The sequence below is a fragment of the Stenotrophomonas sp. TD3 genome, from assembly GCF_001939825.1.
In the GTDB taxonomy this organism is placed as follows: Bacteria; Pseudomonadota; Gammaproteobacteria; order Xanthomonadales; family Xanthomonadaceae; genus Stenotrophomonas.
This window is the reverse complement of record NZ_MOYM01000001.1, coordinates 2062720-2078438: the sequence shown is the minus strand read 5'-3', so window position 1 is coordinate 2078438 and position 15719 is coordinate 2062720. Positions and strand designations below refer to the sequence as shown.

The window sequence follows — 15719 nt, the reverse complement described above, 5'->3', positions numbered from 1 at the left end:
CACCACCCATGCCGCTTTAGCTCAGTTGGTAGAGCAACTGTCTTGTAAACAGTAGGTCATCCGTTCGATTCGGATAAGCGGCACCATCCCCATGATTCAGCGCCTCTTTGCGCTGCTCCAGGTACCTGCCCGGTAGTTCGAAGGGCGGCAGAGCTGTTTTCTCGACAGCCTTACCTTGAGAACGATGGCCCGTCTTGCGCATGAACCTGCTGCGCTGGCGGCTGTTCAAGATTTGCTGCCAACGCTTCAGCGCGATGAAGGGACTCTGCTTCAGGTGTGCGGAGCGCGTCCATCGTATTCATGGCTCCGCGGCGTTGGGCAGGATCGTCCATCGCTCCCTCGACGACGAATACTTTCTCGCCACGTGCAAGGGACTCTGTCGGGCTGTTCAATGCAACGTGGTCAACTCTTGAAAGCCCTTGCTCCTTCGCGAGTACCAACAAAATCGCAGACATGCGCTGGCTCGACTCATCCCACTGCTTCCCGCTCTCGGCGTTCAGGCGTTCCACACCCGCTCTTATCTGCCTATAGAGAGAACGGTCAGCATCGCCGAGTTCAGCTACTGAGAAAGTAGCTCGTTGCAGCGAGAGTGAGTCGTCGGTGGCCGAGCTGACGCTGGCCGCAAGCGCCGTGCGCTCGGCGTCAAATTCTGGATCTGGCCTACGCCGCCGTTGCGAGGGTGCTATTTCCCGGTCGTAGAAGTCGCCATAGTAAAGCTCGTATGTCGCATGAGGACCAACGGACGGAGCCTCCGTCTTAAACACCTCAGCGATCTGACCCAGTGCTTGGCTACGGTTGATTCGTCCCGCCTGGAGTTCTGCCGCAATGGTTCCATATTGTTGTGGCCGGCTCCCCGTGCCGGAAACGCCAATATCTGGGCCGCCACCCGCAACGATCTCACGCTGGACCTGGACATTGCTGAGAGTTGCGGCGGCTTCTCCTCGCAACTCGCTGTCCACATAGGCTTGTTTAGAAGCCCGGTTTGAGGGTTCGGTGAAGAGATGGTGCCCAACTTCGTGAGAAAGAGAACGTGCGATTCTGGTGCCTTGCCCGATTGCATTCTCGTCTATGACGATCTTCACGCCGGGAACAAGGTAGGTGCCTTCACCGGCTGTGCCCCATTGAACAACGATACCTTCGCGTCTCGCCTGGGCGAGGCCCGCCTGAAGTGTTGGGGATTTTGCCAGAAGCGGGGCCAAGGAAGGATCATCCAACGGCGATGCAGGACGCCGTGCGGCTCCTGGGCGGCCTCCCTCCTGCGGCTGTGGCAGTCCAGCGTCTTCAGTACGCTCCATGCGGCGGCTCCTTCGCAATTACAGGGATCAGCGCTGACGGATCGATATGTAGGCCAGCGTCACGCTATCGGCGGCGAGCCCGAGTACGACCTGTGCATCGTTCACCTGCGCGGTCCAGTAAGGGCGGGAGCCCGGCGCATCGGGTCGAGGTGGATGTTTGGTGGAGTTCTCCCAGATCATTTCCTCGAGCGCAATGCTCGGTGGCGCGATATCAAAAATCAGGTTCGCGAGGGCGGGGTTGTCAGCGGCACTTCTCAGCCTGATGTTCCGCACCTCAAGGTCGCCCAGCATTCCGCGTTCTGCGATCCGCTCGTCCATGAGGTCCTGACGCGCCGGTTCTCCCAGGCGGGTGTGGAGAAGTTCACTCAATGCATCGACATCATCAAAGCGCACACTAGACAATCGCTCGATGTCGTTCTTGAATCGCTCCATACCAATTTCACTCCCTGATCTGATGGCCTGTCTTTGATTCAGATGATCTGATGGGTGTGGCGGCACGGCGGTTGAACATGCTGCCAGCACAAGTGCCGGAATAGCGATCGCGAGGCGACGACGCGCTGTGATCCAGAGGCGGCGCTGAAGTCCGCGTTTTGATGAAGAAGCGCATTTTTCGACCCATGCATTCATGAAAGCATCTCGCGCGCTAATGTCACACTCTTGAATCTAGCACAGCATTTTGTGAGGGCGGATCGGGTCCGCGTGAACAATGAGCTACTGAAAACGCACCCGATTCCATCTTCCAATTTGAGAAGAGGGGGCGTCGGCTGCGAGGGAAGGAGCACCAGACGGAAGGCCGAGCACAGCTCCATGTGTGCATTACCGATGGTTGAAAGACTGTAGCCAGTAGGCTACAGTCCTCCATGAAGATCCAGCGTACCCGTCAGTTCGCGACATGGATTGACGCTCTCAAGGACGTAACCGCACGCGCTCGCATCCTGGCCCGTATCGGTCGGCTCGCTGAAGGCCATCCCGGTGATCGCCGCTATCTGGTGGATGGTGTTTCTGAATTGCGTATCGATGCAGGACTGGGTTACCGCGTGCACTACACCCAGCGCGGCAGGCAGTGGGTGATGCTTCTGGTTGGAGGCGACAAGGGTTCACAGCGGCGCGATATAGAGAAGGCCAGGGAGATTGCGCGTGCCCTGTGAGCATCGAACTGGCTGTAGGCGAAACGACTCAATATCGAAGTACCGGAGCTGTCCCATCATGGCCATCAAGAGAAAAGTCGAACTCAAATCATTTGATGTGGCCGAGCATCTTCGGACGCCGGAGGAGATGGCGGCTTATCTCGACGCCTGCATCGAAGAAAGCGACGGTGATTCTGCATTCATCGCCAAGGCGCTCGGCGATATCGCTCGCGCTCAGGGCATGAGCAAGGTTGCGCGTGCGGCGGGCCTGTCGCGCGAGAGTCTGTATCGCGCACTGTCGGGCGAGCGCAGCCCGGATTTCGCGACCATCCTGAAGGTGACCCGGGCCCTGGGTGTGCGATTGCACGCCAGCGCTGTGTAAGGCATCAGGGCATTTCGCTCAAGCTCGGCGATCTCGGAACGTCTGGCGCGAACAGGTTCAATCAAACCGGATGATGCGGATCAACCCTCTTGTCGACGATCCGTCTCCGAAGGCGGCCAATGTGCCACAGGGGAACGCCTCCTTCGCACCTTCGTAATTGATGAATGAGATCGTGCAGTTCGTCCGTGTTCCAGGACGGATCCGGGTGATGGCTCTGTCATTCAGGACGAAGCTGTACCACATGAGTTCAGGGCTTATGGAAAGCGCCATGGGGCGCGCGGTGGAGGCGATCATCTCGGCAACAGCGCCGCCGCGCGAATCCACTTCGTCCAGCCGCAGCTCAACGAGGACAGGTTTCAGGTGTGGGTAGGGTGTGCTCATTCCAGCAGCGGGTCTGCCTGATTCGTTGGCCGGGGTTGCGATGTGTTGAACCTGTGCGATGGGGATGCCAACGTTCCGCATTATTGAGCCCCGCCCATCTGCAACGCCACATACTCCGCCAACCCCCGGCACGCCAGCATCAGCCCTTCGCGCGTGCCGTCGCCGATATCGTCTTTCTCTTCTCCGTCCACGCGCACACGCTCGGCGGCGTGATACAGCTCCAGCAGCGACACCAGGCCCACTGCGGCGCGGTCCCTGCGTGCAGCAGCCACGGCGTCGCCAGGTGTGCCTGCCGGTCCCTGCCACGGCTGTCCATCGGCGGCGTCACCGGCCTGGATGCGCTGCAGGCATCCGGGAAGGTTGATCGGCGCGGGCGCCTCGTTCGCGGCAGCGAACGCAGCTTCCAACGGCTGCGCCAGTTCGGGCGGCAGTCGCAGGGCAGCCTCGCCCAGGGTGGCGGTCAGGTATGGGTGATGGGTCTTGGGCATGTGGGCGTCCTCGTCGGGAACAGAGGTGCCACCCGAAGAGGGTGGCGGGCGATACGTGGTTTCCAATCCCGGGACTGAATGAGCCGGTGGGCACAAGGCCCCCACGCACCGCCCGCCGTCGATCGGCGAACGGATTGCCAGCCGGCGCCGTTCCTCAGAGGACGACGCCGGCTGGCAAGCGTAAACAGCTTTCAGTCTTCGGGTTGGAAATCCCGGCCACCCCGCTGAAGGTGGCGATTCATCATGCGCACGCGAAATCACCGCCTGCCAGTCGTTTGTTTCGATGGCATCGGGTGATCTGAAAGGAAAAATGAATTATCGCGTTTGGCCTGTTTCGAGCAGCGCAATGCCAGAAGCGACAGTTCGCGCGGCGCCGCAGCCCACGATACATCCGGCTGTGCCATTACTGTCGCACGGCCCTTCCTGGCCCAGGAAGTAAAGCTGGCTTAACTTCCACGGCAGGGCTTCTAGAACACCCTACCAGACGTGAAACCCCACGTGCGCCGCCCGGATCTTGATATTCCTCACGGACAGGGCGCAGCGCCCCACCGCATACTCCCGGCACACGCCCACCCAAGGCACTTCGGGATCCGCCCATGCACCGTCACGCCCTGCCGCTCACCGTCGCCCTGCTTTCCACCGCGTTCGCAGCCCCAGCCATGGCCGCGGTGCCGTTCTTCAACGCCAGCTGCCCGGGCGGGATCGACGTGCACGCCGATGAAGGCGGCCCCGTCTACGTGCAGGGCCGCGAGGCGGCGCTGAAACGCTTCAACGACCGCTACTTCGAAGCGCGCGATGCCAGCAGTGGCATCACGTTGTCGATCAGCCGCAGCGACGACGACACGCCGCAGATCAGCTACACCGGCCATGGCGGCGCCAATGGCATCTGCCAGGTCAGTGCCAGCGGAACGCCCGCGCCGGCAGAGCATCGCGACCGCCGCCACCACGATGACGACAACGATGCGGCGCTGCCGCGCGAGGTGACCTGCGAATCCACCGACCAGCAGCAGGTGTCGTGCAACATGGATACGCGCGGCAACGTGGAGGTGGTGCGCCAGCTGAGCCACACCCGCTGCGAACAAGGGCAGAACTGGGGCCTGTCGCGGCACTCGGTATGGGTGAACGGCGGTTGCCGTGCGGTGTTCCGCAATGTGTCCAAGGTGGCGTACAGCGCGCCGGCGGGTGATAACGCGCTGGGCTCCTGCAATATGCGCAAGGGCGCGCAGGGCACGCTGGTGACCCAGATGCCGGTGGGCAGCGATTACCAGGAGCTGATCATCGATTATCCCGACGGCCGCTTCCTGTGCATGATGCGCAACAACGGCCAGGTGCAGAGCCTGACACCGGTTCGCCGCCGCGGCGGTTGAGATACCGCGCCGGCGAACCCGCCGTCGGCCGCGTGTCTGAAGGGGGCAATGCAGCAAGCGTTGCCCCCGTCCCGTTACTGCTGGTTTACCGGGTCATTTCCCTTCTTGTAGGTGTAGCCGGTGACGTCCCAGCCACCGCCATGGCCGGACGAGGGTTCCACCCAGGTGAATTCCCACGTCTGCAGGGAGCCGTCGGGAAGCAGGTTTTCCACCCGGTAGATCTCACCGGGAATGCCCTGCTCCGGCAGCTTTCCGGGAATCGATCCGTCCGAGCGTGCAGATGCGCCCCCTACGGAGAACGCCCGCCGTTCCACCTGCACGTTGCCGTAGCCCTGCGGGGCGAACGTCGGCTTTACACGCTGCGCCACCCAGTCGAGCACCTGGCGTGAGCCTTGCGTGTGCATTGCAAACGCATCGGAGGTCACCGTATGCGTGATGCGCTGCGAAGACGCACGGGCATCTGGCGCAACCAGTCCGCCCAGGGCAATCGCCAGTACCGCACATCCAGTGAGTGCATGTTTCATGCGCGTCGTTCTCCTTTGTTGGGGAATTGAAAGGGCACCGTTGGGGTGCCGACGCAGCGTGGAGACAATGGCCGCCGTGGATAAGAGGCGATACCGACCTGGCTGTGCGGTCGGTCAAGAAAGGTCGTATTCCTTACGGTCCAGCGCTGGGATGTCTGACCGGGAACGCCAGCGTGGCCCCGGTGATCTGGATCATCGCCTGCTGCACCGCCGCGAGTGGTGTCACACAGCTCTGGCTAGACTGTGCTTCTTTTTCCGCGCAGGAGGCACCCATGGCCCATCCCATCTCCGTATCCCTGATTGGCGTTCCCACCGATGTGGGTGCGGGCCATCGCGGTGCACGGCTGGGGCCGGAAGCGCTGCGCGTGGCGGGCCTGCCGGAGGCGCTGGAGGCGCGCGGCGTGGACGTGCGCGACCTGGGCAACCTGGATGGCCCGCGCAACCCGTGGACCGCCCCCGTGGAGGGCTACCGCCACCTGGATGAGGTGGTGGCCTGGAACCACGCGCTGATGGAAGCCAGCTACGCCGAACTGCAGGCCGGGCGCATGCCGATCATGCTCGGTGGCGACCATTGCCTGGGCATCGGCTCGATCACCGCCGTCGCGCGCTGGTGCCGCGAGCAGGGCAAGACCCTGCGCGTGCTGTGGCTGGATGCGCATTCGGATTTCAACACCAGCGATGTCACGCCGTCGGGCAACATCCACGGCATGCCGGTGGCCTGCCTGTGCGGCCTCGGCCCGGACGCGCTGACCCGCCTGGGCGGCAGCGCACCGGCGATCACCCCGGCGCAGATGCACCAGATCGGCATCCGTTCGGTGGACCCGGAAGAGAAGCGCCTGATCAAGACCCACAAGGTCGATGTGTACGACATGCGCTACATCGACGAGAACGGCATGAAGCGCGCGGTGGAAGCAGCGCTGGCCGGCATCGATGAGAACACCCACCTGCATGTCAGCTTCGATGTGGATTTCCTCGACCCGAGCATCGCGCCGGGCGTGGGCACCACCGTGCCGGGCGGGGTGAACTACCGCGAGGCGCAGCTGGTGATGGAGATGATTGCCGACACCGGGCGCATGGGTTCGCTGGACATCGTCGAGCTCAACCCCTTGCTGGACAAGCAGAATGCCACCGCCGAGCTGGCCGTGGACCTGGTGGAAAGCCTGTTCGGCAAGTCCACGCTGATGCGCGACTGAGCGCCGGGCCTGAACGGATCGTCGATCCGTTCACACCCGCTCCACGCCCCTGCCGCCAGATTGCACTTCACGCGGCGGCAGTGGGCATTGGTGCCCTCCCGCCGAGCGAAAGAATCCCATCCGCGAATGAAGCGGTATAGCGGCGAACCCAAGGAGAAGCCCATGAAGCGCGTAGTTGCCCTGATGCTGTTGTCGATGTTCTCGGTGGCCCTGCTGGCCGGTTGCAACACCGTTGCCGGTGCTGGCAAGGACGTGCAGAAGGCCGGTGAAAAGGTTGAGGACGCCGCCAAGGGCAAGTAAGCCCGGCGCGGAACGCAACAGAAAAAGGCCGGGAATAGCCCCGGCCTTTTTTTTTGCGAGCACGATTTCCGATGTGTTCAGCGAAGCGGAGATGACAGTCGATTGTGGACATCCGTAAAGACGAAGTTGTGAAGCTTTCCATAGATCGCAGTGAGAACAAGATAAAGCAGTTCTCCTTCGGTCAATTCCGCGCCGGAAGCAGTTGTCTTTCCGTTCGAGAGACGAAGTTCGGCAAGACTTGATCCATTGTGGCCAAGTTTGTCAGCACTTTCGCCCAGCTTCATCAATTCCTTTCTGCTCCACGGCTTCTTGTCGATCTTGTGCGCAAGCTGATTGCGCTCGTTGTTGATCTGATCCAGGACATGGAAAAGATCCATGGGAAATCCCAAATTCTTGGCGAGATAGAGCTTGTTGTGGAAGCCAATCTTTTCTATTCCACGGAACGTCGAATTTCCTTCATTGATCGCGTGATCAATCCACTTCTCGATGAGGAATTCAAAGATCAGATGATATGCGATGACCTGAAGCAAAGGCCTGGATGTCTCATCTACCTGTTGCAGCGGATTGGCACGCACCATCTCCGCAAGTTCGTCGTTGAATGCCCTCAGGGCAGCAAATTCCTTTTCGGTACTGCTTCGCATCAACCTTTCCTTGTTGTGATAGTCATCTGAGCACAGCAGCATGAATTTACATGAAAGTTCATGCAGTTGTAGGGTCAGTGAACCATTCAAGCAGGTGAGCATGTATTTCATTGCCGGTTGACCGGCATTCAACAGCCGCCACGCGAAGCTGGAGCCACGGTAAGAACGCCGTTGCAACCAAGGACTCCCAGCAATGAACAAAGACATCATTTCCGGCAAGTGGTCGCAGCTGAAGGGCAAGGCCCAGGCCAAGTGGGGCGATCTGACCAACGACGACTTCGATGTGGCCGAAGGCAATGCCGAGTACCTGGCCGGCCGCCTGCAGGAACGTTATGGCTGGGCCAAGGACCGCGCCGAGAAGGAAGTACGTGAGTTCCAGGACGCGGTGAGCAAGGACTACCCGGACTACAAGTAAGCGCTTCGGTTTCCCCCACAGCACGACGCCCGCACCGTGAGGTTGCGGGCGTCGTGCTGTCTGGGCGGGGCGATCAGCGCGCCGGCGGGTCTGGCACGTAGCGGTTGGGGAAGGCCTGCGGTTCACGCGGCAGGCGCGAGGGCGAATCCACCAGGATGCCGCGCGCACGCAGGTTGCGGGCGCTGTCGTAGCGCAGCTGCAAGACCTGTGCGGGGCTGCGGCTGGCGCGCTCGAAGTCGGTGTCGCGTACCGAGGACTGCTCGCGCGCGCCATGGCCGGTACCCAGCGCCGGCGCCTGCGACTTGCTGGCGTAACCCTCGATGCGGCTCGCACTGGCATCGGCCGCAGCTTCGGCCGCCGGTGCCGGAAGCGGCAGGCCACGGCGCAGGATCGGCTCGGGGCGCCAGCGACGCGCTTCCTCGAACACGGCCACGCCGACCACGCCGATGTTGTCCGGGCGGCCGGTGCGGCTGGCATAGCTGCCGCTGGGGCTGCTGAACACGAACTGCGCCACTTCGTCCTGGCTCTTGCGCCAGCCGGTGATGTCGGCGCGCTGGCCGGGATTGAGCACGTAGCCGGTCTGCGAGGGATCGGCATCCTCGCCGGAGATCGCGTTGACGCCGTCCACCGACAGCACCACCAGCACTCGGCGCGGGCTGTCGTTGTACAGGCGCACGGCGTAGCGGTGGCCGCGCTCGCCGGCCACCCAGCGCTGGCCTTCGGCCGGGTAGCTGCGCAGTTCGGTGCCGCGGTCGCGGTCGACCAGGGCCATGCGCACGGGGCCGCCCTCGTACACCGGCGGCGGCACGGGAGCCGGGCGGAAGCCGGCCAGGGGCAGGATCAGCAGCAGGGGCAGCAGGCGTTTCATCGGGCGTCTCCAGCGGGGTTGCGTGAATGAACGCGCCGCAGGCCCTGACGGGGTTGGTGGCGTGCAAGGTAAACTGGCCCCGTTCATCGAAGGTTACCCCACGCAGTCATGACGACCCGAGTCCTTACCGGCATCACCCCCTCCGGCACGCCCCACCTGGGCAACTACGTTGGCGCCATCCGTCCGGCCATCGCGGCCAGCCGCGCGCCGGGGATCGAGAGCTTCTTCTTCCTGGCCGACCTGCACAGCCTGATCAAGTCGCAGGACCCGCAGCGCACCCAGCGCGCGACCCTGGAGATCGCGGCCAGCTGGCTGGCCTGTGGCCTGGACCCGGAACACGTGTGGTTCTACCGCCAGAGCGACATCCGCGAAACCACCGAGCTGATGTGGTTCCTGACCGCCATCGCCAGCAAGGGCATCCTCAACCGCGCGCACGCCTACAAGGCGGCGGTGGACAAGAACCGCGAGGAAGGCGTGGACGAGGACGCAGGCGTCAGCGCCGGCCTGTTCATGTACCCGGTGCTGATGGCCGCCGACATCCTGATCTTCAAGGCCAACCAGGTACCGGTGGGCCGTGACCAGATCCAGCACATCGAGATGGCGCGCGATTTCGCCCAGCGCTTCAACCACGTGTACGGCAAGGAGTACTTCCCGCTGCCGGACGTGGTGATCGACGAGCAGGTGGCGACGCTGGCGGGCCTGGATGGCCGCAAGATGAGCAAGAGCTACCACAACACCATTCCGCTGTTCGTGCCGCGCGAGGAGCTGAAGAAGCTGGTGTTCTCGATCCTGACCGATTCGCGCGCACCGGGCGAGCCGAAGGACACCGAAGGCTCGGCGCTTTTCCAGATGTACCAGGCGTTCGCCACGCCGGAACAGACCGCGGAATTCGCCAAGGCGTTCGCGGCCGGCATCAGCTGGGGCGATGCCAAGCAGCAGCTGTTCGAGCGCATCGACAGCGAGCTTTCGCCGCTGCGCGAGCGCTACAACGCGCTGATGGCCGAGCCGGAGAAGATCGAAGCGCTGCTCAAGCGCCGTGGCCAGCAGCTGCGCGAGCAGCTGGCGGCACCGCTGCTGGACGAGCTGCGCCATGCGGTGGGTCTGCGTGACCTGTCCACTGCGGGCGACATCGCCAGCGAGGACGCCGGCGTGGCCCGCGTGGCACCGCCGCTGTTCAAGCAGTACCGTGAAAAGGATGGCCGCTTCTACTTCAAGCTGACCGCCGGTGACGGCACGCTGCTGATCCAGAGCGAAGGCTTCGATTCGCCGCGCGATGCGGGCCAGCTGATCGCGGTGATCAAGCAGGCCGAGCAGGGCGACCAGCTGCAGAGCGAGCTGTTCAAGCTGGACGCCGAAGTGGATGTAGTGCTGGCCGCGCTGGCGGCGCTGCGCGAAGCGGCCTGATCGCCGGGCCTGCCTGCCCTTTGTAGAGTCGAGCCATGCTCGACTTTGCTCCGCCTCTGTAGAGCCGAGCCCGTGCTCGGCTGGGTAGCAAAGCAGCCGAGCATGGGCTCGGCTCTACAGGGAAGCCCCCCGCCGGCACGACCGCGGCACAGCGCCCATGGCATGATGTCCGCGCGCCTCCGGCGCGATGACATGGAGTCTGCGATGGCCTGGTTGTCGCTGCTGCTGTTTCTGCCCTGGTTCCTGCTGCTGGGCAGCCTGTACTGGCTGTTCCCGCGCCAGCCGCGCACCGCGCGGCGGCGGCTGTTCGATGGCACCACCCTGGTGCTGGCGTTTGCGCTGAGCATCGTGTCGATGCTGTGGGGCTACCGCATCGGCGTGGTGCAGCCCGGCGCCGGCCCGATCTGGCCGCAGGTGCTGGCGGTGCTGTACGCCTACGGCGCGTTCCTGGCAGTGCTGGTGCTGGCGTTGCTGCTGCGACCGCGCTGGCTGGACCGGTAACCCCGCCTTTGTAGAGTCGAGCCATGCTCGACTGCACGCGCCCTCTGTAGAGCCGAGCCCATGCTCGGCTGATGTCTGACAGAAAGGCAGCCGAGCATGGGCTCGGCTCTACGGAATCTGGACTCCGACCAAAGCCGCATCGAATCCGGGCCGCCTGCGCGCCTACCATGGGGGTCTGTTCCCGATCCTGCCAGGTGCGTGCCGATGACCGCCGACCCCAGCATCCACACCATCGATACCGGCTTCCAGCGCCCGGATTTCGACGCGGCCTACCTGATCGTTGAAAACGGCCGCGCCGCGTTCGTCGACTGCGGCACCGGCCTGTCGGTGCCGGCGATGCTGCAGGCGCTGGCCGACGCCGGCCTGGGCGTGGAGGCGGTGGACTGGCTGCTGCTCACCCACGTGCATCTGGATCATGCGGGCGGTGCAGGCCTGCTGATGCAGCAGTTGCCGAATGCGAAGGCGGTGCTGCACCCGCGCGGTGCGCCGCACATGATCGACCCGACCCGGCTGATCGCCGGTGCGACGGCGGTGTATGGCGCCGAAGAGATCACGCGCAGCTATGGCCGCATCGAACCGATTCCCGAACAGCGCGTGGTGGTGGCCGAAGACGGCCACCGCATCGATCTGGCTGGTCGCGAGCTGGTGCTGCTGCACACGCCAGGCCATGCGCTGCACCACTACTGCGTATGGGATGCGCGCAGCCGCAGCTGGTTCACTGGCGATACGTTCGGCATCTCCTACCGCGAGCTGGACAGCGCGCAGGGCGCTTTCATCTTCCCGACCTCATCGCCGGTGCAGTTCGATCCGGAGGCGATGAAGGCCTCGATCCGGCGCATGCTCGATTACGCGCCGCAGGCGATGTACCTGACCCACTATGGGCGCGTGCAGCAGGTGGAAAAACTGGCAGGAGACCTGTTCGAGCAGATCGATGCGATGGCGACCATCGGCCGCCAGTGCGACGGCCGGCCGGACCGCCACCGCTGCTTGCTGGCAGCGCTGCAGGCGCTGTACCTGGAACGTGCACAGCTGCATGGCTGTGCGCTGGACGAGGCGGCAGTGACCGCCGTGCTGGCGATGGACATCGAGCTCAACGCACAGGGCCTGGCCTGTTGGCTGGACCGCATCAGCAGGTAGATCCACGCCATGCGCGGATGACGCAGGCCCAAGCCGCGCCGTGATGTCACGACCACGTTACACTCTGGTGACTTCCAAGCTAGCCGTGGTACTGCCGTGAATCCGATGCGCGTGTTGCTGCTGTCGTCCTGCCTGTTCGTCGGTGGCCTGGCCCATGCGGCCAACGACCTGCCGGGCGGCGGCATCGATCCGCAGGCACTGTCGCGCCATGTGCGCGTGCTGGCGTCGGATGAATTCGAGGGCCGCGCGCCGGCCACCGAGGGCGAAGAGCGCACGGTGCAGTACCTGATCGAGCAGTTCCGCAGCTATGGCCTGCAGCCGGGCGGCGTGGACGGCAGCTGGGTGCAGCCGGTGCCGCTGGTGCGCGCGCAGCTGGACGGCACTGCCAAGGCCAGCCTGTCGCTGAAGCAGGGCAAGCGTGCGCTGGCCAATGGCGTGGACGTGACCCTGCAGAGCCTGCAGCCGCGCAAGCGCGTGCAGATCAAGGACGCGCCGCTGGTGTTCGTCGGCTACGGCATCGACGCGCCGGAACGCCACTGGAACGACTACAAGGACGTGGACCTGCACGGCAAGATCGCCGTGGTGCTGATCAACGATGCCGATTTCGAAGCCGATGCACCGGGCGCGTTCGACGGCAAGGCGGTGACCTACTACGGCCGCTGGACCTACAAGTTCGAGGAAGCCGCACGCCGTGGCGCCGAAGGCGTGCTGATCGTGCACGAGACCGCGCCGGCCGCCTATGGCTGGGCCACGGTGAAGAGCTCGGGCACCTCGCCGCTGTTCGACATCGAGCGCGGCCAGGCCGAGGCGATGGCCCAGCACACCCCGCTGCGTGGCTGGATGCAGCGCGAGCTGGCCGAGGCGATCTTCGCCGACGCCGGCCTCGACTTCGATGCGGAGAAGCGCAAGGCGATGCGCGCCGACTTCCGCCCGGTGGCGCTGGACAACGCCAAGCTGAGCGTGGACTTCGCACTCAAGCGCGAGCAGGTGGTGACCCGCAACGTGGTGGCCAAGCTGCCCGGTGGCGAGCATGGCGACGAGGCGGTGATCTTCTCCGCGCACTGGGACGCCTTCGGCATCGGCCAGCCCGACGCCAAGGGTGACCGCATCCGCCGCGGCGCGATCGACAATGCCACCGGCGTGGCCACGGTGCTGGAACTGGGCCGCGTATTCGCTGCCGGCCCGCAACCGCAGCGCACGCTGTACTTCGTGGCGCTGACCGCCGAAGAGAAGGGCCTGCTGGGTGCCAGCTACTACGCCGCGCACCCGCTGGCGCCGCTGGACAAAACCGCTGCGGTGCTGAACATCGAGATGTTCAGCCCGGATGGCGCGACCCGTGACATCGCCTCGTGGGGCAAGGGCCGGGTCTCGCTGGAAGGCGACCTGGAACGCGTGGCCAAGGCCCGCGGTCGCAGCTACAGCCCGGACCCGAACCTGGAAGCCGGCTTCTTCTACCGTGCCGACCACTTCGCCTTCGCCCGCCTGGGCGTGCCGGCGATCACCATCGGCCCGGGCCTGGACAAGCTGGACGGCGGCGTTGAAGCCGGCCGCGCGCTGCGCGAGAAGTACTTCGCTGACTGCTACCACCAGGCCTGCGATGCCTGGACCCCGAGCTGGGACCCGAGCGGCCACGCCGCCGACACCCTGCTGGTCTACGATCTGGGCGCCGAGCTGGCCAACAGCCGCCGCTGGCCGACGTGGGAAAAGGAATCGGAGTTCCGCGGCGCGCGACAAGAGCGAAGCGGCCCGCCGTTGAGGTAGTGCCGGCCGCTGGCCGGCAACGCCCGGCTCTTTCCGAAGGTTCATGAGGTTGCCGGCCAGCGGCCGGCACTACCGAAAGAAGGTGGAGTTGCCGGCCAGCGGCCGGCACTACCTCAACGGCGCAGCAGCTTCCACGCGCCCCAGCCACTGGCGGCGAGCGCTGCCAGATAGCACGCCACCATCGTGCGCAGTCCAACCGGCGACCCTGCATTGATGCCGCGATGCAGGCGCAGCTGCAGCGAGCTGTGGCCGCTGCCCAGGTCCACCGCCAGCTGCAGCGCCAGCGCGGCGCAGAACACCAACAGGGCGATCCCGAATCCGATGCGCGGCCACGCGGCCTGCGCGTTGGGGCGGCGCAGCAGCCAGGCCAATGCCGTGGCTGCGGCCAGCGTCGCCGCGATCCACATCAGTGGCGTGGCGGGAGACGCAGCGGCCACCGGCAGTGCACCGGTGGCCGCGATCACGGCAACGCGCTTACTTGCGGGTGCCGTCGAGCCAGTTCGGGCCCTTGTTGGTGAGGAAGAACACATAGACCACCAACGATACCGCGATCGTCGCGGTCACGTAGATGGCGAACCAGTCGACATGGCCGGTCTTCAGCGCGCCCTGGTACAGCAGCGGGGCGGTGCCGCCGAACAGCGAGTTGGCCAGCGCGTAACCCAGGCCCACGCCCAGTGCACGCACGTGGGTGGGGAACAGTTCGGCCTTCACCACCGCGTTGATGGAGGTGTAGCCGGTGAGGATGACGAACGCCAGCGCCAGGGTCAGGAACGCCAGGGTGGCGTCATGCTGGTGCGGCAGCTGGGTGATCAGGTACCAGCTGTACAGCACGCCACCGACGCCGAAGAACACCAGCAGGGTCTTGCGGCCGATGATGTCCGACAGCCAGCCACCGACCGGCTGCAGCACCATCAGGAACGCCAGCACGCCAAGGTTGATCAGGGTGCCGGTCATCGGGTCGTTGCCGGCGAAGGCGCTCTGGATCATCTTCGGGCCGTTCACCGAGTAGGTGTAGAAGGCCACGGTGCCGCCGGCGGTGATCAGGAAGCACAGCAGCAGCGGCCGCCACTGGTGCACGAACAGTTCGTACATCGAGCCGGACTTCTGTGCCTTGCCTTCGCGCGCGGCCTCGATGGACGACTCCGACAGCGACTCGTCCATGCCCCGGCGCAGCCAGAACACCACCACCGCGGCGATGCCGCCGATGCCGAAGGCGATGCGCCAGCCCCACTCGGAGATCTCCGGCTTGCCCCAGAAGGTCAGCATCAGCAGCAGGGTCAGCTGGGCCAGCACATGGCCGCCGACCAGGGTGACGTAGTGGAAGGAGGACAGGAAGCCGCGGCGGCCGGGAATGGCGGCCTCGGACATGTAGGTGGCGCTGGCACCGTACTCGCCACCGGTGGCGAAGCCCTGCAGCAGGCGCGCGAACAGAAGGATGACCGCGGCCCAGATGCCGATGCTGGCGGCGGTGGGGGTGATGGCGATCAGGAACGAACACAGCGCCATCAGCGTGACCGAGACGGTCAGCGCCAGGCGGCGGCCGTGGCGGTCGGCGAAGCGGCCGAAGAACCAGGCGCCGATCGGGCGCATCAGGAAGGTCGCCGCGAAGATCGCCCACACGTACATCGTGGAGTTCTTGTCGTCGGGCGAGAAGAACTGCGATTCGAAGTACACGGCGAACACCGAGTACACGTAGACGTCGTACCACTCCACCAGGTTGCCGGCGGAGCCTTTGAGGGTGTTGGAGATCGACCGCCGCAGGGCGGCGCGGTCGTTCGCGGGGACAGCAGGTTGGGACGTGGTGCTCATCTGGGTGGGAATCCTCGATGCGGCGCGTCCGTGCGCAGGGAAAACGGCGCCCGGCCTTGGGGCGGCGCGGCCGGGCAGCCCTCTTGGTACTGCATCGACCGTCAACACGGGGTAGCAGACCAGAGC

18 protein-coding genes, 1 tRNA gene and 1 pseudogene are annotated in these 15719 nt (G+C 64.7%); 11 read left to right on the top strand and 9 right to left on the bottom strand.

What is annotated here, in order from left to right:
• The first annotated feature begins 10 nt into the window (after positions 1-10).
• A tRNA-Thr gene (locus BKE09_RS09755) sits at positions 11-86 on the top strand.
• A gap of 84 nt (positions 87-170) precedes the next feature.
• Here the strand turns inward: BKE09_RS09755 and BKE09_RS09750 are convergent.
• Both BKE09_RS09750 and BKE09_RS09745 read right to left on the bottom strand, forming a co-directional pair.
• Positions 171-1295, bottom strand: coding sequence for an XVIPCD domain-containing protein (locus BKE09_RS09750; protein WP_083663077.1), 1125 nt, complete (start codon positions 1293-1295; stop codon positions 171-173).
• 27 nt (positions 1296-1322) lie between these two features.
• A complete protein-coding gene (locus BKE09_RS09745; RefSeq protein ID WP_139319636.1) occupies positions 1323-1922 on the bottom strand; it encodes a hypothetical protein in 600 nt (199 codons plus the stop codon).
• Positions 1923-2155: 233 nt separating this feature from the next.
• Here BKE09_RS09745 and BKE09_RS09740 point away from each other — a divergent pair, with 233 nt between their 5' ends.
• A complete protein-coding gene (locus BKE09_RS09740) occupies positions 2156-2443 on the top strand; it encodes a type II toxin-antitoxin system RelE/ParE family toxin (RefSeq protein ID WP_075675600.1) in 288 nt (95 codons plus the stop codon).
• Positions 2444-2501: 58 nt separating this feature from the next.
• Positions 2502-2804, top strand: a complete 303-nt coding sequence (locus BKE09_RS09735; protein ID WP_049431463.1) for an addiction module antidote protein — start codon at positions 2502-2504, stop codon at positions 2802-2804.
• 57 nt (positions 2805-2861) lie between these two features.
• Here the strand turns inward: BKE09_RS09735 and BKE09_RS09730 are convergent, their stop codons facing one another.
• Together BKE09_RS09730 and BKE09_RS09725 are read right to left on the bottom strand one after the other, a co-directional pair.
• Positions 2862-3185 (bottom strand): hypothetical protein, encoded by a 324-nt coding sequence (locus BKE09_RS09730; RefSeq protein WP_075675599.1) that lies wholly within the window; start codon positions 3183-3185, stop codon positions 2862-2864.
• 80 nt (positions 3186-3265) lie between these two features.
• Positions 3266-3673, bottom strand: a complete 408-nt coding sequence (locus BKE09_RS09725) for a hypothetical protein (RefSeq protein WP_075675598.1) — start codon at positions 3671-3673, stop codon at positions 3266-3268.
• 596 nt (positions 3674-4269) lie between these two features.
• Here BKE09_RS09725 and BKE09_RS09720 point away from each other — a divergent pair.
• Entirely contained in the window at positions 4270-5040 is a 771-nt protein-coding gene (locus BKE09_RS09720; protein WP_075675597.1) for a DUF3011 domain-containing protein, read from the top strand.
• 74 nt (positions 5041-5114) lie between these two features.
• On the opposite strand, the gene BKE09_RS09715 is transcribed toward BKE09_RS09720, so the two are convergent.
• On the bottom strand, positions 5115-5564 hold the full coding sequence (locus BKE09_RS09715; protein ID WP_075675596.1) for a hypothetical protein: 450 nt from the start codon (positions 5562-5564) through the stop codon (positions 5115-5117).
• Between the two features lie 272 nt (positions 5565-5836).
• Here BKE09_RS09715 and rocF point away from each other — a divergent pair, with 272 nt between their 5' ends.
• Positions 5837-6757 (top strand): arginase, encoded by a 921-nt coding sequence (gene rocF / locus BKE09_RS09710; protein ID WP_049431469.1) that lies wholly within the window; start codon positions 5837-5839, stop codon positions 6755-6757.
• A 162-nt stretch (positions 6758-6919) separates the two neighbouring features.
• The gene (locus BKE09_RS09705) at positions 6920-7057 is read left to right on the top strand and encodes an entericidin A/B family lipoprotein (protein WP_014035659.1); all 138 of its coding nucleotides are present in this window, start codon (positions 6920-6922) and stop codon (positions 7055-7057) included.
• Between the two features lie 77 nt (positions 7058-7134).
• Here the strand turns inward: BKE09_RS09705 and BKE09_RS09700 are convergent, their stop codons facing one another.
• The gene (locus BKE09_RS09700) at positions 7135-7905 is read right to left on the bottom strand and encodes a hypothetical protein (RefSeq protein WP_139319635.1); all 771 of its coding nucleotides are present in this window, start codon (positions 7903-7905) and stop codon (positions 7135-7137) included.
• Between BKE09_RS09700 and BKE09_RS09695 the strand changes: the two genes are divergently transcribed.
• The gene (locus BKE09_RS09695) at positions 7892-8113 is read left to right on the top strand and encodes a CsbD family protein (RefSeq protein ID WP_004153772.1); all 222 of its coding nucleotides are present in this window, start codon (positions 7892-7894) and stop codon (positions 8111-8113) included. The two genes, BKE09_RS09700 and BKE09_RS09695, sit on opposite strands and share 14 nt — an antisense overlap.
• 73 nt (positions 8114-8186) lie before the next feature.
• Here the strand turns inward: BKE09_RS09695 and BKE09_RS09690 are convergent, their stop codons facing one another.
• A complete protein-coding gene (locus tag BKE09_RS09690; RefSeq protein ID WP_075675594.1) occupies positions 8187-8981 on the bottom strand; it encodes a hypothetical protein in 795 nt (264 codons plus the stop codon).
• 108 nt (positions 8982-9089) lie between these two features.
• Between BKE09_RS09690 and BKE09_RS09685 the strand changes: the two genes are divergently transcribed.
• The 4 genes and pseudogenes from BKE09_RS09685 (at position 9090) to BKE09_RS09670 (ending at position 13779) form a co-directional block, all read left to right on the top strand.
• Positions 9090-10385, top strand: coding sequence for a tryptophan--tRNA ligase (locus BKE09_RS09685; protein ID WP_075675593.1), 1296 nt, complete (start codon positions 9090-9092; stop codon positions 10383-10385).
• A gap of 204 nt (positions 10386-10589) precedes the next feature.
• Positions 10590-10886, top strand: a complete 297-nt coding sequence (locus BKE09_RS09680; protein ID WP_032956243.1) for a hypothetical protein — start codon at positions 10590-10592, stop codon at positions 10884-10886.
• Positions 10887-11090: 204 nt separating this feature from the next.
• The gene (locus BKE09_RS09675; RefSeq protein WP_075675592.1) at positions 11091-12023 is read left to right on the top strand and encodes an MBL fold metallo-hydrolase; all 933 of its coding nucleotides are present in this window, start codon (positions 11091-11093) and stop codon (positions 12021-12023) included.
• Positions 12024-12128: 105 nt separating this feature from the next.
• A pseudogene (locus BKE09_RS09670) lies at positions 12129-13779 on the top strand (M28 family metallopeptidase).
• Positions 13780-13897: 118 nt separating this feature from the next.
• Here BKE09_RS09670 and BKE09_RS09665 read toward each other — a convergent pair.
• On the bottom strand, positions 13898-14191 hold the full coding sequence (locus BKE09_RS09665) for a hypothetical protein (RefSeq protein ID WP_075676671.1): 294 nt from the start codon (positions 14189-14191) through the stop codon (positions 13898-13900).
• 67 nt (positions 14192-14258) lie between these two features.
• Positions 14259-15593, bottom strand: a complete 1335-nt coding sequence (locus BKE09_RS09660; protein WP_043035190.1) for an MFS transporter — start codon at positions 15591-15593, stop codon at positions 14259-14261.
• Positions 15594-15719: the final 126 nt, after the last annotated feature.